General features: G+C 65.3%; 19 protein-coding genes. 8 read left to right on the top strand and 11 right to left on the bottom strand.

Annotated elements, in window-relative coordinates; all coding sequences use genetic code 11:
* Together FJY73_07155 and FJY73_07160 are read left to right on the top strand one after the other, a co-directional pair.
* On the top strand, positions 1–2098 hold a 2098-nt coding region (locus FJY73_07155; protein ID MBM3320438.1), incomplete at its 5' end, for a hypothetical protein.
* Positions 2099–3158: 1060 nt separating this feature from the next.
* Entirely contained in the window at positions 3159–3791 is a 633-nt protein-coding gene (locus FJY73_07160; GenBank protein MBM3320439.1) for a nuclease, read from the top strand.
* Between the two features lie 245 nt (positions 3792–4036).
* Here the strand turns inward: FJY73_07160 and FJY73_07165 are convergent, their stop codons facing one another.
* From FJY73_07165 to FJY73_07180, 4 genes are all read right to left on the bottom strand, one after another.
* On the bottom strand, positions 4037–4414 hold the full coding sequence (locus FJY73_07165; protein ID MBM3320440.1) for a type II toxin-antitoxin system PemK/MazF family toxin: 378 nt from the start codon (positions 4412–4414) through the stop codon (positions 4037–4039).
* Positions 4415–4422: 8 nt separating this feature from the next.
* Positions 4423–4623, bottom strand: coding sequence for a hypothetical protein (locus FJY73_07170; GenBank protein ID MBM3320441.1), 201 nt, complete (start codon positions 4621–4623; stop codon positions 4423–4425).
* Positions 4620–5018: a hypothetical protein gene (locus FJY73_07175; GenBank protein MBM3320442.1), complete on the bottom strand. Its 399-nt coding sequence runs from the start codon at positions 5016–5018 to the stop codon at positions 4620–4622. The genes FJY73_07170 and FJY73_07175 overlap by 4 nt, the downstream gene beginning before the upstream one ends.
* A gap of 446 nt (positions 5019–5464) precedes the next feature.
* The gene (locus FJY73_07180) at positions 5465–5743 is read right to left on the bottom strand and encodes an RNA-binding protein (protein ID MBM3320443.1); all 279 of its coding nucleotides are present in this window, start codon (positions 5741–5743) and stop codon (positions 5465–5467) included.
* A gap of 441 nt (positions 5744–6184) precedes the next feature.
* On the opposite strand from FJY73_07180, the gene FJY73_07185 reads away from it, so the two are divergent.
* Positions 6185–6934, top strand: coding sequence for a hypothetical protein (locus FJY73_07185; protein ID MBM3320444.1), 750 nt, complete (start codon positions 6185–6187; stop codon positions 6932–6934).
* A gap of 6 nt (positions 6935–6940) precedes the next feature.
* On the opposite strand, the gene FJY73_07190 is transcribed toward FJY73_07185, so the two are convergent.
* A complete protein-coding gene (locus FJY73_07190; protein ID MBM3320445.1) occupies positions 6941–8410 on the bottom strand; it encodes an SDR family oxidoreductase in 1470 nt (489 codons plus the stop codon).
* Positions 8407–8562: a hypothetical protein gene (locus tag FJY73_07195; GenBank protein ID MBM3320446.1), complete on the bottom strand. Its 156-nt coding sequence runs from the start codon at positions 8560–8562 to the stop codon at positions 8407–8409. Before FJY73_07195 ends, FJY73_07190 begins: the two co-directional genes overlap by 4 nt.
* Before the next feature lie 529 nt (positions 8563–9091).
* On the opposite strand from FJY73_07195, the gene FJY73_07200 reads away from it, so the two are divergent.
* From FJY73_07200 to FJY73_07210, 3 genes are all read left to right on the top strand, one after another.
* On the top strand, positions 9092–9973 hold the full coding sequence (locus tag FJY73_07200) for an excisionase family DNA-binding protein (GenBank protein ID MBM3320447.1): 882 nt from the start codon (positions 9092–9094) through the stop codon (positions 9971–9973).
* Positions 9974–10123: 150 nt separating this feature from the next.
* Positions 10124–10651: a zf-TFIIB domain-containing protein gene (locus FJY73_07205; protein MBM3320448.1), complete on the top strand. Its 528-nt coding sequence runs from the start codon at positions 10124–10126 to the stop codon at positions 10649–10651.
* Between the two features lie 279 nt (positions 10652–10930).
* The gene (locus tag FJY73_07210; protein ID MBM3320449.1) at positions 10931–12898 is read left to right on the top strand and encodes an amylo-alpha-1,6-glucosidase; all 1968 of its coding nucleotides are present in this window, start codon (positions 10931–10933) and stop codon (positions 12896–12898) included.
* A 27-nt stretch (positions 12899–12925) separates the two neighbouring features.
* On the opposite strand, the gene FJY73_07215 is transcribed toward FJY73_07210, so the two are convergent.
* From FJY73_07215 to FJY73_07225, 3 genes are all read right to left on the bottom strand, one after another.
* Positions 12926–15643, bottom strand: a complete 2718-nt coding sequence (locus FJY73_07215) for a DUF2961 domain-containing protein (GenBank protein ID MBM3320450.1) — start codon at positions 15641–15643, stop codon at positions 12926–12928.
* A gap of 611 nt (positions 15644–16254) precedes the next feature.
* Positions 16255–17352 carry a hypothetical protein gene (locus tag FJY73_07220; protein ID MBM3320451.1) on the bottom strand — a complete coding sequence of 366 codons (1098 nt, stop codon included), beginning with the start codon at positions 17350–17352 and terminating at the stop codon, positions 16255–16257.
* Between the two features lie 244 nt (positions 17353–17596).
* Positions 17597–18022, bottom strand: coding sequence for a DNA-binding protein (locus FJY73_07225; protein ID MBM3320452.1), 426 nt, complete (start codon positions 18020–18022; stop codon positions 17597–17599).
* Between the two features lie 109 nt (positions 18023–18131).
* On the opposite strand from FJY73_07225, the gene FJY73_07230 reads away from it, so the two are divergent.
* Positions 18132–20111, top strand: a complete 1980-nt coding sequence (locus FJY73_07230; protein ID MBM3320453.1) for a tetratricopeptide repeat protein — start codon at positions 18132–18134, stop codon at positions 20109–20111.
* Positions 20112–20117: 6 nt separating this feature from the next.
* Here the strand turns inward: FJY73_07230 and FJY73_07235 are convergent, their stop codons facing one another.
* Entirely contained in the window at positions 20118–20606 is a 489-nt protein-coding gene (locus FJY73_07235) for a GAF domain-containing protein (GenBank protein ID MBM3320454.1), read from the bottom strand.
* A gap of 85 nt (positions 20607–20691) precedes the next feature.
* Positions 20692–21216: a peroxiredoxin gene (locus tag FJY73_07240; protein ID MBM3320455.1), complete on the bottom strand. Its 525-nt coding sequence runs from the start codon at positions 21214–21216 to the stop codon at positions 20692–20694.
* A 365-nt stretch (positions 21217–21581) separates the two neighbouring features.
* Between FJY73_07240 and FJY73_07245 the strand changes: the two genes are divergently transcribed.
* Positions 21582–24797 (top strand): hypothetical protein, encoded by a 3216-nt coding sequence (locus FJY73_07245; protein MBM3320456.1) that lies wholly within the window; start codon positions 21582–21584, stop codon positions 24795–24797.
* The last annotated feature ends 3 nt before the right edge of the window (positions 24798–24800 follow it).

Below are 24800 nucleotides of genomic sequence, written 5' to 3' on the forward strand. Positions count from 1 at the left end.
CGCGGACGGGCAGCCCTTCGTTCCGCCCGTGCTCATCGTCGTCTGCGACAACACGGAGCTGTCCGAGGTCTTCTTCCGGAAGATCAGCGGCGAGCACGAGGTGGAGACCGCCGACGATGAGGGGAAGACCGTCAAGGTGAAGCGCTACGAGGCGAGCGCGATCCTTCCCGAGCTCGGCAACACCGAGACGGCGCAGCACACGATCCGCATCGACACCAAGCTCCTGAAGCAGATCGAGACGGAGGAAGGGGAGAGCAAGGACGAGGCGGCTCTCCGTCTCCGCGAGATCATCGACACCGTCGGGAAGCGCGGGAAGGCCGGCGAGCAAGTGCGCTGCATCGTCTCGGTTTCGATGCTGACCGAGGGGTGGGACGCGAACAACGTGACCCACGTTCTCGGCGTCCGTGCGTTCGGAAGCCAACTGCTGTGCGAGCAGGTCGTCGGGCGGGGCCTCCGAAGGATGAGCTACACGCCGGACCCGGAAACGGGGCTTTTGCATCCGGAGTACGTGGATGTGTACGGGATCCCCTTCTCGCTGATCCCGTTCAAGAAGGTCCCGTCCACGGCCGAGAAACCGACTCCTCCGTATCACGACGTTTATGCTGTCGAAGAAAAGGCCGCGTTCGAGATCCGGATGCCGAACGTCGAAAGCTACGTCTACGCACTTCGAGATTCCGGTATCCGGTGCGATGTCGAGTCGCTCGAGGATCTCATCATCGACCAGGAGCCCGGTGAGGTCTGGCTCGCTCCGACACGCGGCTACGTCGACAAGACAGAAACGCGGAAGGACGCGAGCGATTTCGTCCGGCAGACGCGGGATGAGTACTACAAATCCATCCGGCCCCAGCAGCTCGTCTTTCGACTCTCGCAGCTCATCCTGGAAGATCTCCTTCTGGGCTCCGAAGCGGAGCAGGAGGAGCGCGGCAAGGTCAAACTCCTCGCGCGTCATCAGCTCTTTCCCGAGATCGTGCGTATCGTGCAGGAGTACATCAAGAAGAAGGTCCGACTCCTGCCGGGCGTCGACGAGAGAGAGCTCGGGCTGGAACGATACGCGCGCCTCTTGCGAGAGCGGATTCGCGACAACATCCTTCCCGCCGCTGCATCGGACGAAGGGAAGCTCCTGCCGATTCTGAATTCATGGGAGCCCTATGCTACGACCGCCAACGTCAACTACAAGACCACGCGGCCGATCAAACGGCTCGTGAAGAGCCATCTCAACGCCGCGGTCCTTCGAAGCGACTGGGAGCGGCTCGCGATCGACGTGATGGAGGATCTGGATTGCGTCGAGTGCTTCACCCCGAACGACCGGCAGATCGGGCTCATGGTCCCCTACGAGCATGAGGAACATCCGCACGCCTACGAGCCGGACTTCATCGTGCGCCTCCAGAACAACACGCTGGTCATGCTCGAGATCAAGGGGAGAGCGGGGAGGATCCACGCGGAAGACCAGGTACATGCGAAGAACGCCGCCGCGAGGAAATGGGTCGCGGCGGTCAACAACCTCGGGAAGTACGGCCGCTGGGCGTTCGAAATCTGCGAGGACCCGGCGAAGCTCCGATCGATCCTTGAGAAGCACGCCGGGGTTCCCCAGCTCGTGAAGATCTTCCGCCACGCGGAGCCGACCCGCGAGACCGCGTGGAAAACGTGTGTCCCCCTCACGACGCTGCAGGCCGCAGCCGGTGCGTTCGGGGAAGAACAGCTCAGCCTCGACCGTTACGACGAGTGGCATGGCCGGTGGATCACATGGGACGATCCGCCGGAGTTCGAGGAAGGGATGTTCGTGGCGCAGGTCCACGGAAAGTCGATGGAGCCTCTGATCCCGTCCGGCGCGCACTGCCTCTTCCGCCCGCCGCGGGCCGGCACGCGCCAGGGCAAGATCCTTCTCGTCTGGCACTCCGGCATCACCGATCCCCACACCGGCGGCACCTACACGGTGAAAATCTACGAGAGCGAGAAACGCGGCGCCGACGAGGGCGAGTGGGAGCACGTCCGCATCACCCTCAAACCCAAGAACCCCGACTTCCCTCCGATCGTCCTCGAACCGAAGGACGAGGGCGAGGTGCGGGTGGTGGCGGAGTTCGTGGAGGTGGTGGGGTAGGCCCTTCCCGATCCGCGGGGTGAATCGTATGCACTACGGATAGAGCCATCAATCCACAGCGCGCGAGGGACGACCTAACCATATTCTCCACAAGTGGTTGCAAGCGTTTCCCCTCCCTGTTTCTTTCCGGTCCGGGCGTCATCTTTGGCCTTTCGGAGATGAGTTCGGACAGCTAGCATAAACCTGCTCGACGAGATGTCCACGCTCCCGGGGGCAGGTCTTGGTCGAGCGGAGAGGAGGTGACTTCCACGAACACCGGACCGACGTAAGAACGAGAGGACCAACCTCGAAGCAACTATTCGCCGCATAGAGCATACTACTGACTGCTGTCTTTTGTAGGTATATCGTTTCTACATTAAATGAGAGGGAACATGAAATGACGATTGTTCAGAACCATCTTCACCCGGTCCTCGCCGAGGACCGGAGAAAGGAAGCATGTCTTGGAAATTCTAATTCGGCGGCGAATTCGGAGTCTTCTTGCCAACGTCCCCTCGGTGTCGAACAAGGCGAGGATCTACTCCACAGAGAGTCGATTCGACTTTCGCTTCGCAATGGGGCTCCCACGATGGCTCATCGCCTGGGTTGCTATACTTTTCAAACGGATGTTCCATTAGGCCGATCGGGCACAGGTGGGGGGGCGCTTCGTGCCCCCCCATTTCCTGTGCAATGCCGGCAATTCTGGCGGAAATCCGGAAACGCCCTACCGAATTCACTGAGAACCGCCAGGACCTCCCCGAACCTCCCAGGTCCCGTCAAGAAGGGAACGTTCGCAACTTCGTCCGCATTCCCCCCGTCACTCTCAAGCTCCCCGTGCACAGCGCCTGGTCGCTCGGGAGCCGGGTCGTGGGCGGCATGGGGCCGCAGAGGAACCCGGCTCTGCTGCACGGGTCGCTGTTGGGAGCGGGAGTGAGGGGAGCGAGCCTCCAGGAAAGAGCGCCCGGAGCCTGACGATCCACCGGCTCCGCCCCCGGACATTGCCCTTGTCGTCTCCTCCACTCTTCTTGCGGCACGGTCTTTGCCGGCCCCTCAGCGGGGGGGGCGAGTCCCGGCCGGAGCGAGCATGAACATCGTCGCAGATGATCGGGAAGAGAACGCAGGAGTTGTCGAGAGCCTGCGGGAGATGAAAGATGTCCACGTCGAAATCCGACGCCTGCGGATTGGAGACTACCTGGTCGCCGGGAGGGTGCTCTTTGAACGGAAGACCCTGGCGGACTTCGCCGTCTCTCTCATCGACGGACGCCTCTTCCGGCAGTCCGCCTGGCTCGCCTACCAGATACTGCCGGCCGTCTACATCGTCGAAGGTGAGGCTTGCGACGCGATGAGGTGTGGGGTGAGTCGGGAGGCGATCCAAGGCGCTCTCGTCACGCTCAGCGTGATCTACGGCTTTCCCGTGATTCGCACAACGGATCCGAAAGAAAGCGCTCGGCTGATCTCCTACGCCTGCGACCAGATCGATCGGGCGAGAAGAGAAGCGATCGCCCGTCCGGGCTACCGTCCAAAGGGCAAACGGAAACGCCAGCTCTTCATCCTTCAAGGATTGCCGCAGGTGGGGCCCGTCCGAGCGCGGCTCCTCCTCGACGCTTTCGGGAGCGTGAGAGGGGTCTTCCTCGCCGGGCAAGATGAGCTCCGTCGCCTGAAGGGGATCGGCGAAGGGACCGCGGAGGCGATCGAATGGGCGGTCTCTGAGGGTTGAGTCGCTGTAGGAGCCGCGACGACAGCTGCCCCTACGGGGGCTCGTCGGTCACACCGAGGGACGGAGTCCCGCTCGCCGCAACATCCAGGTGAACCACGCGACGGACGCGACGACATCTCGAGTTTCATAGCCCGGCACCGGAACTGCTTCGTGAAGGAAGGATGGAGGCGAAGCGGATAGGGCGGCTCGGTGAGATGCTGATGTCTCGAGGGTGTGGCGGGCCTGAGGCCCTTGCCGATTCGAGCCTACAGGCGAAGCAACGCTCGGAGCCGATCCTTCACTTCAGTCCGGAGAGACTCGGGAGCTTTGCCGAGCTTGTGTTTGATCATCGCCTTGTGGATTGTATAGAGATTCCAGCAGAGGACCGTGAACGACACCTTGAGGCCGGTCTCCTTGAAGTCCGGATGGCTGTCGAGCACGGGCACGTTGTAGATACCGTGAATGAGTCGGGACGTGATCGGGATGAACACCGCATGTGAACTGGAAGGACTCCCCTCTCCGTCGGTCAGCGCGAGTAGCGTTCCCTCCAGAGGCTCCGCAATGAACACGGGACGCTTCTTGGCCTCCGGCTTGTCCGTGAAAGGGTACTCGACCAAGCAGATGTCGCCGGGGGAGAGTGGCATGTGCGCGCTTACTCGTAGATGTCTTCCGACTTATCCAGCCAGAAGTCGAGGCTACCCGATGCCTCGATCTTTCGCAGGTGAATCCAATCTTCCAGCGTTAGAACGCACTCGGGATTGAGAACCAGCGTCCAGTGTTCGGGAATGACCAGGTCAACGGACGGCCCGAGCGCACGATCGCGAGCGTCGTAGTCGATGGCGATTCCTGTCATTGGGCTCCCTCCTGTCGCACAACTCGAACATCCCGCCCGGCAACGTATTGCCCATCGAGGAAGAACGAAATTCTCACTCGTCCTGGACGGGGAACCCGCAGAGGGGGTAACCCGAAGTTGAGTTCGATCACGGACAACTTGTCCGGCGGACCCTTCACGGGACCGGACAGGCGACCGATCTCGATGCGGGGTTCGTCAAGATACTCGAGGACCAATTCTCCCTTGTGATCGTCCGAAGAGACTTCCGTAACGGCAACGAACACGTGAAAACCGGGCGTTTCGTTGCTCGGCCCGAGATTGATCGTGTTGAAGGTTCCGGCTATGTGAATCTTCTTCGAGCCTTCTTCTCGGAAGACCTTGTCCGCGATCAACATGGCAAGAAGGTACGCCGACATCTTCGGGCCGCCCCTTCCTCTTTCTCTCGGAAACTCCCGGGAATTCCTCGACGCCGCTTCTTGGTTGCCGACTCGGGCACAGGGGGCACTCATCTCGCCTGGAGTCCAAGGGCCTCTGCCAGGTTACCGCTCGGGAAGGGCCAGCAGACCCTCGGAGCCCCACCAGAACCCTTTGTGGCAAGTATCGGCCATGCGGATGCCGTCGTCAAGCCGCATCGCGCGGGGGGGCTGGCCAAGTTTGAGAGATCCTAGCGTGCGGGTCTGTTTCTTCTTCATCGCCGCACGCTCTAGGGGGACCCGGTCTGCCTCGTCAGCCTCGGGCTCTGAGCGACGGGTCTGAGGGACCAACCGAGCGCGGCGCATTGCGGGGAAGGCACATGCGAGTCTGCCCGGATAGAAAAAAAGGGCCGGCGAACCGGCCCTCTCTCTGTCGTGTTCGGCGGAGGTTACCAGCGACCGCGGCGGCCGCCGCCCCCCTGGTTCTCCCGGCGCGGCTGGGCCTCGCTCACCTTGAGGTTCCGCCCGCCCATGTCGTGGCCGTTCAGCGCGCGGATCGCGGCGGCCCCTTCCGCATCATCCATCTCGACAAAGCCGAACCCGCGCGGCCTGCCGGTCTCCCGGTCGGTGATCAGGCTGACCGAGCGGACGTTGCCGTGCTCTGCGAACAGCTCACGGATTTCATCCTCGGTCGCGTTGAAGGGAAGGTTGCCGACGTAGATCTTCATACGATCTCCAACTCCGTTCAGCCCCGAAACAAACTCACGCCCGCTCCGTCGAGCGCGGACCTTCCGCATGTTCGACCGGCGCGGGAACAACCCATCCCGCAGCGAGAAGCCTCGTGCTTTCCTGCGTTCGTGCTTGGGAACCAAACTCCATGACCGACCTTCGATTCATCGGGGGCTTACACGGCGAGTCGACTCGGCAGGAGAAACCCCAACACACCAGACAGAATATCGGCCTTTCCATGATTCTGTCAAGCCCCTTTGTCGGGCGGGGGGACCAGGTATCCGAGCCGAGAATCGCCGGTTGCCTGCCCTGGAGGCCGACGCAGCCGCCATTCGCCCCCCGGGCCATCTCACCGGGGGCGCTCGACGGCCGATAAGACACGTGCTATCCTGACGTTAGCCGCATCGACGATTCGATCCTCATCCGAAGGGAGGCCTCTCATGCGAGCCCACGGGACAGCCCTCGCCCTCGTCGCTCTTCTGGTCTCCACGGCGACGGCCGACATCCCCTTCCAGAGACAGGCCGTGCAGGAGGCGATCGTCCCTCCCGGGCGAGTCGAGGGAGGAACGGGAACCTGCTCCGTCGTCTACTACAACATCTGCTCCGGATGGTTCTGGCTCTGGTCCCCGTTTACCGATCGGGACGGACGGTGGATGGACCAAATCGGCGTCGTCTTCGACCTTCCGGAAGACTGCGGGAAAGTACCGGGATCGGAGTGCACCCATCTCGGCTTCTGGTGGTACTGGCGGTACACCCGTCCCGGGTACGGGTACACGCTCTCCTACCACCTGTGGAACGCGGACGACGGAAACTGCAAGGTGGGACCCGCGATCGGCGCGCTCTATCGACAGGACCCGGTCGAACGATGGAACTATTACCCTGGGCTCGGATCGACGACTTCCGACTACGTGACGATCACCGCCACGATGGACAAGGGGGCACTGCCCTATTGGGTGACCGACAACAACCACAAGAACGCCGCCGCTCCGATCCGGTGTGCGGGATGGCCGGGTCCGATCGAGAAGCATTCGTTCATCTTCGGCGAAGGCTACCAAGGCACGATCTGCCCGACTTACTACGTCGGCGACCAACTCGGTCCAGTGCAGTTCCTCATGAGAGCATCCTTCTCCTGTCCGGAAACGTCGATCGAACCCGCTTCCTGGGGGACGATCAAGAGCTTGTTCCGATAGACCGGGTCATGCGTGCGCGCGCGACTCCGCGGCGCGGCGGATCCCCTCGAGCATTCCAGCGAACACGATTCGATGGAGGGGAAGGACCGCGTACCAGTAGAGAAGCCCGGCGAGACCGCGCGGGAGGAAGCGGGCGGTCTGCGTGAGGCGCGTGCGCGCCGGGTTCGTTCCATCCGGTTCGATCGCGAAGGAGGGAAGACCCTCTCCCGGAAGCTCCATCTCGGCGCGAAGCTCGAGGAGGCGGCTTCTTTCGATCCCGGTCACGCGCCAGAAGTCGAGCGCGTCGCCGTAGCCGACGTTCTCCGGGTCGCGCCTTCCGCGGCGGAGACCCGGGCCCCCGGCAAGCCGGTCGAGAAGACCGCGCAATCGCCAGAGCGCGTCCGCCGCGTACCAACCGTTTCCCCCTCCGATCCGACAGACCGCGCGAAAGGTCTCCTCAGGGGTCGCGCGGAGAACGATCGCGCGGCGATCGTCGAAGACGGTTCCTCCCGACCAGTCCGGATCGCCGGGGAGAGGCCCCGCGTCGATCCAAGAGGTCTCGACCGTGCGCGCGGCCGTCCGTCCGAGGGCCGCCGCGATCGCCTCGCGCACCGACAGGAGCCTTTGAGGCATCAAGCGATGCGCCTCGTCGTTCCGGCAGACGACCCGGTTGCGGAGCCCCTCCGCGAGCGGCCGCGCGATCCGGTGGCTCACCGGAGTGACGAGATGGATCCATAGCGAGCTGAGGCGCGGCGTGAGAACAGGAACGGGAAGGACGATCCGGCGGCGAAGCCCTCTCTCTTCTTCCAGAATCCGCATGATCGTCTGGTACGAGAGGATGTCCGGTCCGCCGATGTCGAGCGTCCTTCCCGCGGTCTCCGGCGTCTCGAGCGCGGCGACGAGATAGTGAAGCACGTTCCGTATCGCGATCGGCTGCGCTTCCGTGCGGACCCAGCGCGGGGTGATCATCACGGGAAGACGCTCGACGAGATAGCGGAGGATCTCAAAGGACGCGGACCCGGACCCGATGATCATCGCCGCCCGAAAGACTGTCGTCGGAACTCCGGTGGAAGCGAGCGCCGTCTCGACCTCGCGTCTCGAGGCGAGGTGCTCGCTGAGACCCCGGCCCGTCTCCCCGAGACCGCCGAGGTAGAGGATGCGCGCAACCCGCGCGCGGGCGGCGGCGCGGGCGAAAACCTCCGCGAGCGCGCGATCCCGCGCGGCGTACTCCTCCCCCGCGGCGAGCATCGAGTGGACGAGATGGTAGGCCGCCGCAGAGCCACGCATCGAATCGGCGAGGAGATCCTCGTCCGCCGCGTCCCCTTCCACGACCGAGACCCCGGGGCGCCCGGCCCAGACGCGGCTCTCGAGCTTGCGCCGACTCCTCGCGAGGCACCGGACCTCGTACCCCGCTTCGAGGAGGCGCGGGACGAGACGCCCTCCGACATAGCCGGTCGCGCCGGTAAGAAAGACCGTTCCCCGGTTCGCGGAGCTCATCCTCCCATCCTCGCGCCCGCGCGCCGCCGCGCGAGCGATCGCTTGATACGAAAACAAAAGTCGCCGGCCCGGGCTTCGAATCGCGAGTGGACCAGGTTGCCGCCCGAACCGACGACGAGAAGAACCGCGGCGAGAACGACCCGCTCTTTCATGGTCTCTCTCGTTCGCTTTCGTTGGCGCGACCGGTGACCCGAGGGCAGCCGGCCTGCCGTTGTCTCTCGGACTCCCCGCTCGGCCAACCCGCGCGAAAGAGAACATCTATCGTGAACGCCCACCCCGTGGGTTGGGCGGAAACGCACTCGGGCGCGCGCGTCCTAGCCGACGTATGGCCATCGGACGCGCGCGACACCGGTCGGGGGGATTCGAAAGATCAGGCGAGCGCCGAGGAGAGCCTCTCGCCCCTTCGAACGCCCCCGAAGCCAGAGCCGGGAATCCCCGGGCGCTCTTCCTCTCCGAACCGACTGAAAGATCACGTGTTGCATCGACCAACCCCCCAACTTAGCCAGGATCATATAACGTTCATATCGTTCAATGTAAGCGATCCCTCGATTCTGTCAAGAGCGACACCAGGGGAAAAGAGGACTTGCAACTTCTTCTTTGGTAAGGCATATTTTCGAAGCGGGCGGGGAATGCGTTCCCGTTCCTGAAGGAATCCTGGGTTCAAATCGTTCAGGAGGAACGATGGAACGAACGATCTCACCGAAGGAGATGGCGGACGCGATCGGGGTTTCCGAGTCCTCGGTCAAGCGATGGGTGGACTGCGGCCGCATCGAGGCGGTCCGGACCGCGGGAGGGCACCGGCGCATCCCGGTCCCCTCGGTCGCGCGCTTCGTCCGCGAGACGCGGGCCTCTCTCGTGAAACCCGAGCTCGTCGGCCTCCACGACCTCCTGGCGATTCCTTCGCATACGAAGGAATGGGAGAACGAGAGCACCGACCTCTTCCGGTTCCTCGAGAGCGGGCAGGCGGCCGAGGCGAGGGGGCTCATCCTCTCGGCGTATCTTTCCGGGAGAAGCCTGGCGTCGATCGTCGACGGTCCGATCCGGTCCGCGATGGCGCGTCTCGGCGAGCTCTGGAAGCACGGCGCCGAGGGGATCCTCATCGAGCATCGGGCGACCGACATCTGCATCCAAGCGCTCGATCAGATCCGTCTTCTCATCTCGATCGGGAAGGACTCGCCGCGCGCGGTCGGCGGGGCTCCGTCGGGCGACCCGTACCTTCTTCCGTCGATGGCGACCGCGGCGGTGCTCGGCTCCGAGGGATACCAGGCGGTCAACCTCGGCCCGGACACGCCGGTCGACATTCTGCGAACCGCGGCGCGGTCGATGCGCCCCCGTATCGTTTGGCTCAGCGCGAGCGCGATCGAGAAGCCGCGGGAGCTCGCGGCCGAGGTCGCCTCGTTGCTCGGGACGCTCGCGGAGCTCGGCGCCGTTCTCGCCTTAGGAGGGACCGCCCGGGAGAAGCTCGCGCTCGACCCGCACCCGGCGCTCTTCATCGGATCGTCGATGGGGGAGCTCGCCGGATACGCCAGGGGACGAATCGCATCCGGGCCGCCGGCAGAGTAGGACGATCTTCCCAGAGTGTTCCGCGTCTTCCCCTCCCCTCTCCCCCCCCACCATCGCCGCCCCTCGTTTCAAGAGGAGACCGCGGACCGCCGATACTCGGTGAGGCGGAGCGCGCGACGCGCCCGCCGGCCCATCGACGGGGAGGTGGCCATGCGCTGTCCATCGTGCAGAAACACCCTCGCGGCAACGGACGCGGGGGCGGTCCGGCTCGACATCTGCCGCGGAGGTTGCGGCGGCGTCTGGTTCGATCGTTTCGAGCTCAAGAAACTGGACGAGCCTCACGAACCCGCCGGAGACGACCTCTTCGCAATCGAGCCGAAGGAATCGATCCCTGTCGACCCGAACAAGAGGCTCATGTGTGCGAGATGCCAAGAGCTCGTGATGATGCGCCACTACTTCTCCGTGCGGAAAGAGATCGAGATCGACGAGTGCCCCGGCTGCGGGGGGATCTGGCTCGATCACGGCGAGCTTGGAAAGATCCGGGATCTCTTCGGGTCCGAAGCGGAGAAGACGGAGGCGGCGCGCACGCGCTTCGCGGAGCTGTTCGACGAAGGGATGGAGAGGATGAGCGGCGAGACGCGCGAGAAGCGGAGGAAAGCGAGAACCTTCGCGAGGCTCTTCCGCTTCCTCTGCCCGAGCTATTACATGCCCGGAAAGCAGAGGTGGGGCGCGTTCTAGCCTGGATGACGCACGCGTCTTCGTCGCGAAAACGCGTGCATCATCCAGGCTAGCAAGACACGCCGCGAATCGATCATGACGACCGAGACCGTCGCCGCGCGGCGGTCTTCTTCTTTTCACGCCGGCGTCTCGCGTTTCGACTCCGAACCGGGGACGTGCTTGGTTGGAAGCTCGTCCTTCCGTTAGGATCGAGGGGGAGAGCCGAGGGACGGCTCTGAACGGCGATTGGATCGCGCACCTGGAAGCGATCGCGAGGGGCCTGTGGGAACCGCAGTCGAAATCGGCAAGGGAACCTGCTCGGACCCGCTCGTCTCGGGGCGGCTCGAGTGGCTCGCGACGAACGGGATCGGCGGGTACGCGTCGGGGACGGTGGCGGGGTTCCGCACGCGGCGCTACCACGGGCTTCTCGTCGCCGCCCGAAGACCCCCGCTCGGCCGCGCCCTCCTGGTTTCGAAGGCGGATGAGACGGTCCGCTACCAAGGTCTCTCCGTTCCTCTGTACGCGGACCACCGCATTCCGGGGGGGATCGGGCCCCCCGGCTTCGAGCGGATCGACCGTTTCCGTCTCGAGGGGACGACCCCCGCGTGGACCTTCACCGTCTCGGACGCGCTTCTCGAGAAGCGGATCTGGATGGAGCCGGGGGCGAACACGACCTATGTACGCTACGACCTTCTCCGCGCGTACGAGCCGCTGGAGCTCGCGATCGAGGTGTTCATCGATCGGAGGGACCATCACGCGACCACCGGCGCCGCCGAGCGATCGTTCACGGTCGAACCGATCGCGGGGGGCGCGTGCGCGCGGGAGGACGGGTCTATCCCATTCGTTTACATCACAAGCGATCGGATGACCGCGCGCGTCGAGACCGAGTGGCGGAAGGGGTTCTTTCTTCCGGCGGAGGGACGCCGGGGGCTCGATGCGACCGAGGATCTCTTTCTCGCCGCCCGATTTCGGATCGCGCTTCTCGCGGGCGAGTCGGCCGCGCTCGTCTTCTCCGCGAACGAGGGGGCCCAAACGGACGCCGCCGCGGCGCTCGAGCGGCGCCGCTCGCACGAGGAGGATGTGCTCGCGCGCGCGGCGGGCCTCCTCGGGCGCGCGGAAGGGCGCGAGAAGGAAGTCGAGCAGCTCGTTCTCGCCGCCGACCAGTTCGTGGTCGAGCGGACGGACGGCGCGAACGCTTCCGGGCGTTCGGTGATCGCCGGCTATCCCTGGTTCTCCGATTGGGGACGGGACACGATGATCGCGCTCCCGGGCCTCACGCTCGCCCCCGGGCGTCCCGAGATCGCGCGCACGATCCTCCTCACGTTCGCCCGCTTCATCGACCGCGGGATGCTGCCGAATCGTTTCCCCGACGAGGGGGAAGCGCCGGAATACAACACGGTCGACGCGACCCTCTGGTACTTCGAGGCGATCCGCGCCTACCACGAGGCGACCGGCGACGACGATCTTCTCGCCGAGCTGTTCCCGCGGCTCGTGGACATCCTCGATCGGCACGAGCAAGGAACGAGGTTCGGCATTCGAGTCGATCCAGCGGACGGGCTTCTCGCGGCGGGAGAGCCGGGCGTGCAGCTCACGTGGATGGACGCGAAGGTCGACGACTTCGTCGTCACGCCGCGGATCGGGAAGCCGGTCGAGGTGAACGCCCTCTGGTATCACGCGCTCCGCTCCGCCGCAGAGTTCGCGCGCGCGCTCGACCGGCCGAGCGGACGTTTCGGCGAGGCGGCCGACCGCGCGCGGGCCGGCTTCGAGCGCTTCTGGAGCGACGATCTCGGGCATTGCTACGACGTGATCGACGGGCCGGAGGGGAACGATCCCTCCCTCCGCCCGAACCAGCTTCTCGCCGCTTCTCTCGCGCACCGCCTGCTCGACGCCGCGCGCCGGAAGGCGATCGTGGATGCGTGCGCGAAGAAGCTCCTCACGCCGTACGGTCTCCGCTCGCTCGCCCCCGACCATCCCTCGTACGTCGGTCGCTATGGAGGGGACCGCCTCCGGCGCGACCAGGCGTACCACCAGGGGACCGTATGGGCGTGGCTCATCGGGCCTTTCGTGTCGGCCCACTTCCGCGTCTACCGGGACGCGGCTCTCGCCCGCTCCTTCCTCGAGCCGTTCTTCGGCCACCTCACCGAGCACGGCCTCGGATCGGCGAGCGAGATCTTCGACGGCGACCCGCCCTTTACGCCTCGAGGATGCATCGCTCAAGCATGGAGCGTGGCGGAGATTCTGCGCGTCTGGGCTGAGATCACGCGGTAGGAGGTCGCTTGCAGCGATCCGAGAGAGCTACTCCGGCCGGGTCGAGAAGACGAGCTCCAACCGGGCATCCGAGAGGCGGAGCGAAAACCCCCATCCGGCGATCCTCTGCTCGACCTTGACGAGGATCTCGTTCCACCCGGCTTTCAGTTCACCTATGAAGCGGTCCTGGTCGTCGTCCCAGCCGCGGTGAACCGGCCAGCGATGAACGCGCTCCCCGTTCAGCCAAACCTGTGCGCCGTCGTCGCTCCCGAACGAGAAGAGGGCGGAACGCGCGCGCGGGCTGAAAACCCAAACGGCGCCGTACGCGATGCGATGCGTTCCTTTCCCGATCGCGTCGCGAAGGTCGACGAAGCCGAGGGAGTCGGCGCGCGCCTCCTTCCATCGGACGTCCGCGCCGTCGATTCCTCGATAGACCGCGTCCGGGCGGATGCCTCCCGCTTCGTGCTCTCTCTCGGGCGCGTAAACCGTGTCGAACCTCGTGCACGCCGGGTCCTCGAACGGTCCCGCAACGAGCCATCTATCGATCGTCGGCTCGGTGAGCCTGAGGAGAACGCCCGAGACGATCCCCGAGAGCTTCCGATGCACCCACTCGCGGTTCTCGGTCATGTCCGGTTCCACCCAGGTCGACGGCCATACGGCGTGCGCACCCTCGAGCGGTTCGAGCGGCGTCGGAACCGTGCGGAACTCGATATCGAGACCGTTCCCTTCGAGAACCATCCTCACGGGGGGCGAGACGACCGCGGGGATCAGGCTGTCCGCCCCGCAGTCGACCGGATCGAGGAGGCGCTTCCCTTCAAGCCACGCTTCGATCCGCCCGAGGAGCGGGGCCTTCGCGTAGACGAGGGAGACGTCGTAGCGCCCCTCGGGGAGACCCTCAACATACCGAGGGCTTTTGTAGTAGAAGTTCAGGGTGTCGCGGTTCGTGCTCGGCGGGAAAACCCGCGGCGGGACGTGGACGTCCGAACCCGGAGCGTACCCGCTGTAGAGGAGGATGGGCGAGGGTCGTCCGGCCCATTCCGGCGCGAGCTCGGTCCATGTCGTCCAGCCGGTCTGGTTATCTTTGCCGTTTTCGCTGTACTCGCTGTCCCGGTTCACGATCCCCGTCATGTGCCTCGGAAAGACGGCGACGCGCCGAAGGAGACGCCCGCCCTCATGGGGGCTCGATCGCTTGCGCGGCTCGTGAGGCTCCGCTTGATACCAAAGCGCCACGGCCGAGTATCCGGCTTCCGGCTCGATCGCCCCGTCGCCGATCCCGAGCCGGAACAGGAGGGAGTCGGCGAAGGCGATCCGGTCGGAGAAGTGCCACCGGTACCCCGAAACGCGCGGCGCCGGATCTTCACGCTTGAACGAAACGCCGCTGAAGGGGAGCGGAACGCCGGGCCCGGCGAAGTACCACCCCGAGTTGAAGTAGTCCTCGGTCCCGGTGCCGCGGAGGGCGGAAGCCGTGTCGCCGTCCACGACCACCGTCTCGTCCCCCTCGAGGAACGAGGCGGTCCACCCACCGTGCGCGCTCACGACCGTGCCGATGTACGCTCCCCGTCCGCAGGCGCGAAGAACGGTGAACGAGGGGGTGTCGAGATACGGAACCCCTGCGTCGAACGGATCCGGCTGCCGCGCGTTCCATTCACTCCGAGAGGCGTGGAGCCTCATCCCGTCCGGCGAAACGTCCGCGGGCCGGAAGAGGACGCGAAGCCGCGCGCGGACTCTCTCACCCGAACCGTTGTGAAGAAGGAGATGCGCCCTCCGGAACGGCATTGGAAGCCGCAGGATCCCAACGTGCCCTCCAGAGAGAACCGCGACCGAGCGAACCCTCGCGGCCGCGAAGGCGCTCCCGAAGAGCTCGGCGAGAGGAACGTCGACCGATGCGGCTTCCGGGCGAAGAGGCTCGACCTCATCGTCCCACCATGCGAGAAGGCGCGTCCCCCTCCACGCGTGATGCGCCCCTTCGAGCGCGACTCGGAGCTCGAGGATCTCCCCCGGACGGTCGATCGCGCAGCCGGGCTTCCCGTCGGAGCGCGGGAAGGACCATCTCCCCCGACTCCCGAGCGTGTCCTCGACCACCTCGTCCCCTTTCCGCGTCTCCACCGTCCAGGGCATCTCCATCGTGACGGTGTCGGGGAGCGCGGCGATCTCCTCGCGCGCCCGCGCGAGACGCTCGCGATCCGAACGACGCGGCGGGAACGCGAAACTCTTTACTTTCGAACCTTTCGGGTATGCGTGCGCGTTGATTTGATAGAACCGGATCCCGTCCACGGTCGTGATCCGGATGCTCTTCGCGAAAGGGATCGGAACGTACGAGAAGTTGATCCCTCCGAATTGCCGGTCGCCTCCGACGAACGGCGCGACGAACGGCTCCCGATCGCCCGAGAAGAACTCGTCGATCGGGAGGTCGAGCGCCGGAGCTTCTTTCCCGTCGACATAGATCCGGATCCGCGTCGAGCGGCCGGGCCACGTCATCCAGATCCGCTTGACGCACCCGGGGCCGTCCATCTCGGCGAGGACATGCTCCCCGTTCTCGTCGATCCGAAGGCGAGAGAAGAGCCCCGAGAAGCCGTCGTCGTTTCCGCCGGTCCGGTCGTAGCTCGAGAACATCACGCTCTTCGCGGCGGGCGTCTCGGCGAGCCTCGAGAGATCCCCTCCGAGGAACTCCCACACGTCGACATCGGAGCCGCCTTCGACGCATCCTGCAAACAAGAGAAGAACGAGAGCGCCGCAACGAGCGATGAACGATCTCGGTCGGGTCACGACCGGCCCTCCCACCGCGCCCATTCTACACCACGATGCGCCGCATCGGGAATTCGGTACCTGATACCCTATTTCCGGGCTATGGCTCGACTGTTGGGAATGCTCCCTGCGAGGAAATCAGGTATCACGTACCGAATTCACCCTGCCCCGTCCCCGTCTCCGGAAGAAGGTCACTCCCAACGTCCGGCTCTTGCCACCCGAGAGCCTCATCTTGGCATCGTTGACCTGAAAGACAACCTGACGGTGCTCCTTCTTCCTCGCTCGGCGGGCCGACCTCCCCCTCGGGGCCTGATCGACGAGGCCGGGTACCCGCCCCCTCGATGATGGAGCCGAAGGCTCCCGCACCGGGGGGGCAGGTGGCCGAGCGATTGGAGCCGAGAACGCGCGGGGCGCGTTCGGAGGCGTCCCCGAGGGGGAGGTCGGCCTGCCGAGCGAGCCGTCCGAGAACGCGCGACGCGCGGCAACTCGCCGCTGAGCCCCCCCGTCTCCGGGACAAGACCGCGCCCGCCGTTCGATGACCGAGTTATGCCTGGAACATGCGGGCGGGGCGTCCGAACCGGACGCCCCGTGCGGGTGAGGATCGCTGAAAGGAGGAAACCGCCAGGCCCGCGCTATTCAAGCTCGTCCGTCACCTCGGCCGGGTTGCACGCCTTCGTCCACCGCCCGTGGAAGAACCCGCGCGGCTCCTCGATCCCATGCTGCGGGCGCGGCCCGCGCCACTCGCTCTTCCACACGCCGTGGAGCGATCCCTGAATCCCCGCCTCGTCCCGCCACACCCCGCGGAACCAACCGGCGTCCCGCTCGCGCCCCGGTCCCCACTTCCCTCGGAGAAGCCCCAGGAACTCGCCCGCCTCGCCGATGTACTTCCCGAAGAAGACGCGCATCCCGTCGTCGTCCACGCCCCAATGCCCGCGGAGAAACCCGCGGTTCGAACCATGCTGCGTCGTCCATCGCCCGCGGAACTCCCCGCCGTCGATCGCGCTTCGGATCCAGTGCCCCGAAACGAAACCGCGGCCGCACGGGTACTCCTCGAGCAGGAACGCGGCGACCGAAAACTGGTTTCCGATCGCGTCCACGTCGAACACCGTGTCGATCGAGACGAGCTCCTCCATCGCGAACGCCATCTGGAACGGACCGAGATCGATGGCCACTTGGTTATCCGAGCCGCCGGGCGAACCCGGGTTCGGATCGAGAACTGTAAGAACGATCCCGTCCCAGTGCGGCGCCGTCTCCGAAACCAGCTCGAGCACCCTGCGATCCGTACGCGGCCTCACGATCGAGTCGGTCCGCTCGAAGCGGAGCGCCCTCTCTGCGAAGATCGCGCCGGTGTCGACCGCGATCGATCCGCTCCAATCAGTGACCACCGTGTTCGACGAGTCGCCGTGGAGCATCCCCCAGGCGATCCGAAGCACATAAACATCCGTTGTCTGAAGCGCTCCGAGCGCGACGACCTCCGGCATCTCCTCCACCGGATCCTCCGCCGGCTCTCCGTCCTCCGCCTCCGCCTTCAGCTGCACATCGCCGAACGCCTCCGCCTCGTCCGTCATCGTGTACCCGCCGAACTCCGCGTTCAGATCGCCCCCCTCGTCGCCGCCGGGATCCTGAGTTCTCGTCCCCGAAGGGGAGTTCTCGCCGCATCCCGCAAGAGCGAGCGCGAGAACGAGCGCGAAAACAACCGCCGCTGGAATCGTACTCTTCATGCGCCTCATCGTGCTGCCTCCTAGCGCGCCGGCTTCGCCGCCGGGTTCGGGTTCGTCGCGTCCGGTCCGACGGAGAGCAAGCTTCGTTCCCGTCCGAGCTCGTCACGAATAAGCGTGTGTATCTGCTGGTATTACAATGTTTTACAGTGGCGTTCCGGCGCAGCCGCCGCGAGAGGCGGGTGCCCGAGCGGCGGAGGTCGTACGCACGACCGGCGCGAGCGAACGATCTCGTGCGGGCTATCGCTTGGGACGCTCAGCGATCGAGGAGAGGGAGCCGCACCTCCTTGTCCATCTCGCGGGCGAGCGACCCCTCGAGCCGCTCGATGAAGATCTCCCCGGTCACGCTCACGATCCCGGAAAAGAGATGCCCCCCGCGGCACTCGAAGCCTGCGTTCCCGAGGATGACATGAACGTGCGGGAGCGGCGATCCGTCCCTCAGGCTGAGGTTCCCTTGGAGGGAGAGGAGCTCCCAGCTCCCGGGGAGGGTTCCGCGCAAGTATTCCTTTCTCTCGACGTCGAAGAAGCCGATCTCCGCGTCGCGGAGGGCGCCGATTCCGGAGACGCGCCCCGCCTCGACTTTCTTCTCCGCGGCGACGGTCCGAAGAACCTCCATCACATCCTCGCCCCGATCGACTCGGACGAGGAGCCGCTTCCCCCCTTCGAACTCCCAGACCTTCATCGCGACCTCCGTCCGTGGGTTTCCGCGAGCATACCACGCCCCGAGCGGAGGGCGTCCGCGCGAGATGCGTACTCCTCGCCACGGTCTTCGTGATATAAGAGAAGCCGAGATGCGAGCGAACGACCGTTTCGAATCACGAGCGCTTCCGCTCCTCCTCTTCGTCCTCGCCCTCGCCTTGAGGCTCGGACATGTCGCCTCGCTTCGCGCGCTTCCCAGCTTCGAGCATCCCTATGAGGGACTCGACGCCGAGCTTTACACCAAGCTCGCCCTCTCGATCGCGAACGGGAACCTCTTCCCGAGCGGGATCATCGACGCCGCCCCGCTCTACGCCTATTGGCTCGCGGCGTTCGTCCGGATCGCCGGCGATGGGACGCTCGCCCCGCGACTCGCGCAGGCGGTTCTCGGCGCCCTCGCGGCGCCTCTTCTCTGGTCGGCCGGGAGGCGCTTCTCCGGCGCGGGCGCCGGGCTCTTCGCAGGAGTCGCCGCCGCCGTCTCCCCTCTCTTCATCCTCTACGAGGGGAGCCTCCAGAGCGCGGCGCTCGTCCCCTTTCTCACCTCTCTCCTTCTCGCTTCTCTTCTCGCGGTCCGCCCCGGCCCTCTCTCGTCGTCCGCTTCGGGCCTCCTCCTCGGTATTTTAAGTCTCAACCGCCCGGACCTTCTCGCGCTGATCCTTCTCTTCCCTCTCTGGCTTCTGGTCCGCGCCGGGCGCCGGTGCGCGATCGCCCTACTCGCGGGGGCGCTTCTCCCGGTCGTCCCCTTCGCCGCAGCGGCCTCCGTTCGCGCGGGCGGCCTCGTACCGCTCACCGCCCACGGCGGCATCCACTTCCTCATCGGGAACCACGAGGGGGCCGATGGAACCCTCTCGCCGGTCGAGGGGATCCGGCCGACGCCGGAAGGCTTCGCCCGGGACGCGCGCGCTCTCGCGAGAAAAGAGACAGGGGGCGATCTTTCCCACGCGGAGGCCTCGCGCTTCTTCTTCCGGAAGGGAGCCGCGTGGATCGTTTCGCACCCAAAGGATTTTCTCGATCTCCTCGGACGGAAGACGATTCTCTTCTGGAACGACTACGAGATCCCGAACAACGAGGACCTCTACTTCCTGAGGAAGCACTCGCCGGCTCTCGATCTGCCGATCCCGTTCTTCGGGATCGTCGCGGCGCTCGCGATGTTCGGCCTCCTCTCGGGAACTCTCCGAGAGGGCTCCCGCCCGCTTCTCGCCCTTCTCGTTCTCGCCGTTTTCGCCGGCGGGCTTCTCTTCTTCGTCACCGGAAGGTATCGCCTTCCGGCGCTCCCCGCCCTTCTTCTCCTCGCAGGAAGCGGGTGCGCGGCATGGGGGCGCGCGGTTCGCGAGCGTAAGAGGAGCGCGCTCCTTCTTCTTCCTCTCCTCGCCTTCACGAACCTCCCCGTGCGGCGTTTCGACGCCGCGGCCGCGGAGTCGCGCATGGCGAGCTCGTATCTCGCGGCAGGAGATCTCCGCTCGGCCGAGGAAGCCTACCGCCGGGCGGAACGGGCGCATCCCGGCTTCCCCGAGGCGCGGCGCGGGCTCGCGCGGATCCTGGCCGAGAGAGGGGAAGCCGACGAGGCGATCCGTCTTCACCGCGATCTCGCGAGGGACGGGAGAGAGAAAAAACGCGCGCGGGCCGATCTCGCTTCGCTTCTCGCGCGAACCGGCCGCACCGAGAAGGCGATCGCGCTTCTCGACTCGATCGTCGCCGAGAACCCCTCGGACGCCGTCTCCCTCGCCAACCTCGGAGCCGCGCGCATGAGTCAGGGAGAGGACGCTCTCGCGGAGGAGCTTCTCCGAAGAGCGATCACGCTCGATCCGGAGTCGCCCGAGGCGCATCTCAACCTCGCGCTCCTCAAGACGCGCCAGGGAAGGCCGGAGGAGGCGATCCGGCTCTTCGAGCGCCATCTCGAGATCGATCCTCTCTCGGAACGCGGGCTCTTCAACTCCGGCGTCGCGCGCGCGATGAGCGGCGATCCGGAGGGGGCGATTCGGGATTGGGAACGGCTTCGCACGATCCGTCCCGAATACCCGAACCTCGAGGCGAACCTCGCGCGGGCGCGGGAGCTTCTCGGCGGACGGCCGTAGGTTGGATCAGGCGGAAAGGAAACGCGCATCGCGCGCCGCGGTCTCTTCGAGAAGCCGGGCGATCGGCTCGATCCCCGCGAGATCCTCTTTATCGAAATCATCGACGTTGCGACTATCGATGTCGAGAACACCCCATACGAAGCCCGAGGGCGCGCGAAGCGGGATCACGATCTCGGAGCGGCTTTCCGGGTCGCACGCGATGTGTCCGGGGAACGCGTGCACGTCGGGCACGACGAGGGCTTCGTTCTTCTCCCATGCGGTCCCGCAAACGCCCCTTCCCCGGGCGATCCGCACGCAGGCGGGCCTGCCCTGGAACGGTCCAAGCACGAGCTCATCCCCCGAGACCCGATAGAACCCGACCCACGAGAAGGGAAGCGCCTCGAAGAGAATCGCCGCCGCGTTGGCGAGGTTCGCGACGGCGTCGTTCTCCCCATCCGCGACGGAGCGGATCTCCTCGAGCGCCCACCGATACGCTTTCAGTCGGTCCCGTTCCATGCGCGTCCCTCCAAGAGAAAGAGCCGGTGCGGGGCTTTCCCTTCCCCGCGCCGGCCCGCATCGTATCAGGAAGAACCGAACGCCGCTACAGCGTGGCCTCGCCCGGTTGCCATTCGACCGGACAGTTCGCGCCGGTCTGGAGCGCGGCGAGCACGCGGAGGGTCTCCTTGACGCTGCGCCCGACGCCGTCGTCGTGCACGAGCATGTAGCGCAGAATCCCGTCCGGGTCGATGATGAACGTGCCGCGAAGCGCGTATCCCTTCTCCTCGAGAAGCACGCCGTACGCCCGCGCGGCCTCCTTCGTGAGATCGGAGAGAAGAGGATACTCGAGCGTTCCGAGCCCGTGATCGCGCCAGGCCTTGTGGGAGAAGAAGCTGTCGATGCTGACCCCGAGGATCTCCGCGTTCAGCTTCTTGAACTCCTTGTAGGCTCTGTTGAAGCCGGTGATCTCCGTCGGGCAGACGAAGGTAAAGTCGAGCGGATAGAAGTACAACACGATCCATCGGCCGCGATAGTCGGACAAGGCGATCTCTTTCGCGTCCTCTTCCTTCCCGACCAGCCCGGGCAGCTTGAAATCGGGCGCGTGCGATCCGACCTGTACTCTCGTCATTCGTATCCCCCTCCTCTTGGGACGGCGGACCGCGGGAACGGAACGGCCGCCGGTTTCGTTCGGGTGAGCGGATTCGGGGTCTCAGTGGGACCCGGCTGCGGAAAAATGTACAAAACTGTCTCATCCGGGGCAAATCGCGCGCCGGAGGGCCGAGAGGCTTTTTCGCGTAACCCAAAGAGCGGATTGACATTCCGTGGGCCGTGTGGTAGTCTACCCTGTGTGTCTTGGTGGCGCTCCCCGTGTTCGAATCGGGGGTTCGTTCCCCAAGGTCTCCCTTTGTTTCGTACATGAGGTGGTTTGTGTCCGATCGGAAGAGACGTCAGACGCGCGTGGGCTTCCCGGGCACGAGGAAAGGAGAGGAGAGCATGCGCCTTCGGCGAATGTTGCCGCTCGTCTCCCTCGCCGCGATCCTCGCATGGGCGTCCGTGTCGGTCGCCTTCGTCGAGGTTTCGGAGTGGAACCGGCTTCTGGTTCCGCGGCCGGGCTGGGAGGATGAGGGCCTCTGGATCCAAGCGACCGAACGGGCGGACGCGGCGAAGACTTCTCCGGTCGCCGACCTCGCCGCTCAGTACGGCGGGAACTGGCGGTACAACCGGAACTCCGTCACGGGAAGCCTGCATCATGTGTACGGATCCGGCATCGACTTCACATCCGCCCTCTCGAACGAAGCCGACGTCGAGCGGGCGGCGCGCACGTTCATCGGCGCGAACTCTTCTCTCTTCGGCGCGACGAACGCTGATCTCCGCGCGGCTCAGATGCAGAGCGCCCCGGGCAAGTGGGCCGCCCACTTCGACCAGGTCGTGGACGGCCTCCGCGTCGTCGGCGGGCGCGTTCACGCGGTCTTCACTGATTCGGGTCGTCTCTTCGCTTTCGGTTCCGATGTCTATCCGAACGTGAAGGAGAAGCTCGGAAGCACGCGGCCGGTCCTCTCCGAGGCGGAAGCGATCGCGCTCGCCGGAGCGGAAGTCGGCTTCGTGAGCGGGAGCGATCAGATCACCCATCGCGAGCTCGTGATCCTGCCGATCCGCGAAGCGCGCGACGACGAGATGGTTCTCGACTATCGTCTCGCATGGCGTCTCGACCTCTTTGCGCAGAACCCCTACGGACATTGGTCGACCTACGTCGACGCGCGGAGCGGCGAGATCCTCTGGCGGGAGAGCCTGATCTACCCGCTCGACTTCACCGGGCATTCCCGGTCGGACGTGGAGTGGGACGGCTACTGCGACGGCTACACGTACGATTTCCCCGTCGACGGGATGGTGATCAACATCTCCGGCGTCGGGACGACGTATTGCGGCGAGAACGGGAACTTCGCGCTTTCCTACGGCGGAACCGACTCGAGAACGATCACGGCGGAGTTCCGCGGTCTCTACATCAACGTGAACCGGTACACGGGGACCGACGCCTCGCATACCGGGACGATCACCCCGGGAACGCCGTACACGATCGATTGGTCGAACACGAACTCGCTCGCCAGCGAGCGTGACTGCTTCTCGTACATCAACAAGCAGCACCGGTGGCTGAAGAACCTCGACCCGACCTTCACCCCGCTGGACTACGTGATGCCCTGCGTGGTGGAGCGAACCGACGGGTATTGCCCCGGGAACGCATGGTACGACTACAACGGGATCAACTTCTGCGTGCAGAGCTCCAGCTACGGCAACACGGGGCGGATGGGCGACGTGGCCTATCACGAGTACGGCCACGGGATCACCCACCGCCTCTACGAGCCGACGAGCCCAAACAGCAGCATCCACGAGGGGAACTCCGATATCGTCGCGAACCTCTTGACGAGAGAGAGCATCATCGGGCTCGGGTTCTACCTCAACAACTGCACGTCCGGAATCCGGAACTCTCTCAATACTCTCCGCTACCCGGATGACTACGGAGGCTCGGGCCACTTCAACGGGCAGATCATCGCCGGGTTCATCTGGGATTCGTGGGTCCAGCTTCAGGCCGCGTATCCGCAGGCCTACGCGGACAGCGTGATCATGTACGACTGGTGGTACGGCCGGAAGATGGGGCTTCCGCTCTCGTTCCCCGATCAGGTCTACTGGACCTTCGTTGCGGACGACAACGACGGAAACCTCGACAACGGAACTCCGCATCACGCGATGCTCTGCGTCGGCGCGGAGAACCACGGGTTCACGTGCCCGGAGATCCTGAGCCCGGTCTCGATCACGCACACGCCGGTCGAGTCGCAGCCGAGCACGACGCAGCCGACGGCGATCACGGCGACGATCGTCTCGTCGGCCGCTCCGATCAACGCGGGCGCGTGCCGGGTGTACTACAAGCTGAACGGCGGATCGTTCTCCAACGTGGGGATGTCGAACGTCGGCGGCGACAGCTACACGGGCTACATCCCCGCGCAGAGCGCCGGGACGCTCGTGCAGTACTACATCTACGGCCAGGACACCGACGGGAACTCCGCGACTCATCCGTCGAACGCCCCCGCGACCCTTCACGGGTTCTATGTGGGCGAGTTCCAGACGGTCTTCGAGGATGAGTTCGAGAGCGCCGGCGGTTGGACGGTCGGCATTCCGGGAGACGCCGCCACGACCGGCGTCTGGGAGAGGGGCGATCCGCAGGGAACGTACTACAACAGCCAGCCGGTCCAGCCGGAAGACGACCATACGCCGGCCCCGGGCGTGAACTGCTACGCCACGCAGCTCGCCGCGGGATCGAGCGCCGGATCCTACGACGTGGACGGCGGAAGAACGACGCTGGTCTCGCCGGTCATCGATCTTTCGGACGCGGCGATGGCGCTCGTCACCTACTGGCGTTGGTACACGAACAACCTCGGCAACGCGCCGAACGAGGACTACTGGAGAGTCCAGGTATCGAGCGACGGCGTGAACTGGGTTTATCTCGAGAACACGACCCAGTCGAACAACAGCTGGCAGCGTTACCAGTTCAACATCGGCAACTACGTGAGCCTCACATCGACCGTGCAGTTCCGCTTCATGGCGGAGGACGCGGGAAGCGGCTCTCTCGTCGAGGCGGCGGTCGACGACTTCAAGATCGATGCGATCTTGACGCCGGGAATCGATCCGACGCTTTCGACCGTGGCGGTGAACGACGACGTGATGCTTCGTCCGGACGGTCTTGGGGATTCGGTGCTCGCGATCACGGTGACGGTGCGGGACGGGAGCGGGAACCCGGTCGCGGGGATACCGGCGGGGGACGTGGCGGTGACGCTCGACGGGGCATCGTTGAATGGTCGAGCGATGAAGTTCTGCGCGAGCGGGACGGACGAGTTGATTCTGTATTCGACAGAGCCGACGAACGCTTCGGGCGAGGTGACGTTCGAGGTGGAGCATGCGGGCGGTTGCGGGGAGGTGACGGTTTCGGCGGTGGTGCAGGCGATCGCTCTTACGAACCCGGCGTCGGGGACGGTACGGAGCCCGGACCTCAATGGGGACGGGCAGACGAACTTCCAGGACACGATGTTGTACGCGCAGTTGTTGAACGCGGGGACGGGCTACTGCGGGAACCTGAACGGGAGCCCGGACGGAGCGGTGAACTTCCAGGACACGATCAAGTACGCGCAGGCTTTGGCGGCCGGAGCGGCGTGTCCGTAAAGA

It is taken from the genome of Candidatus Eisenbacteria bacterium, assembly GCA_016867715.1.
Classification (GTDB): domain Bacteria; phylum Orphanbacterota; class Orphanbacteria; order Orphanbacterales; family Orphanbacteraceae; genus VGIW01.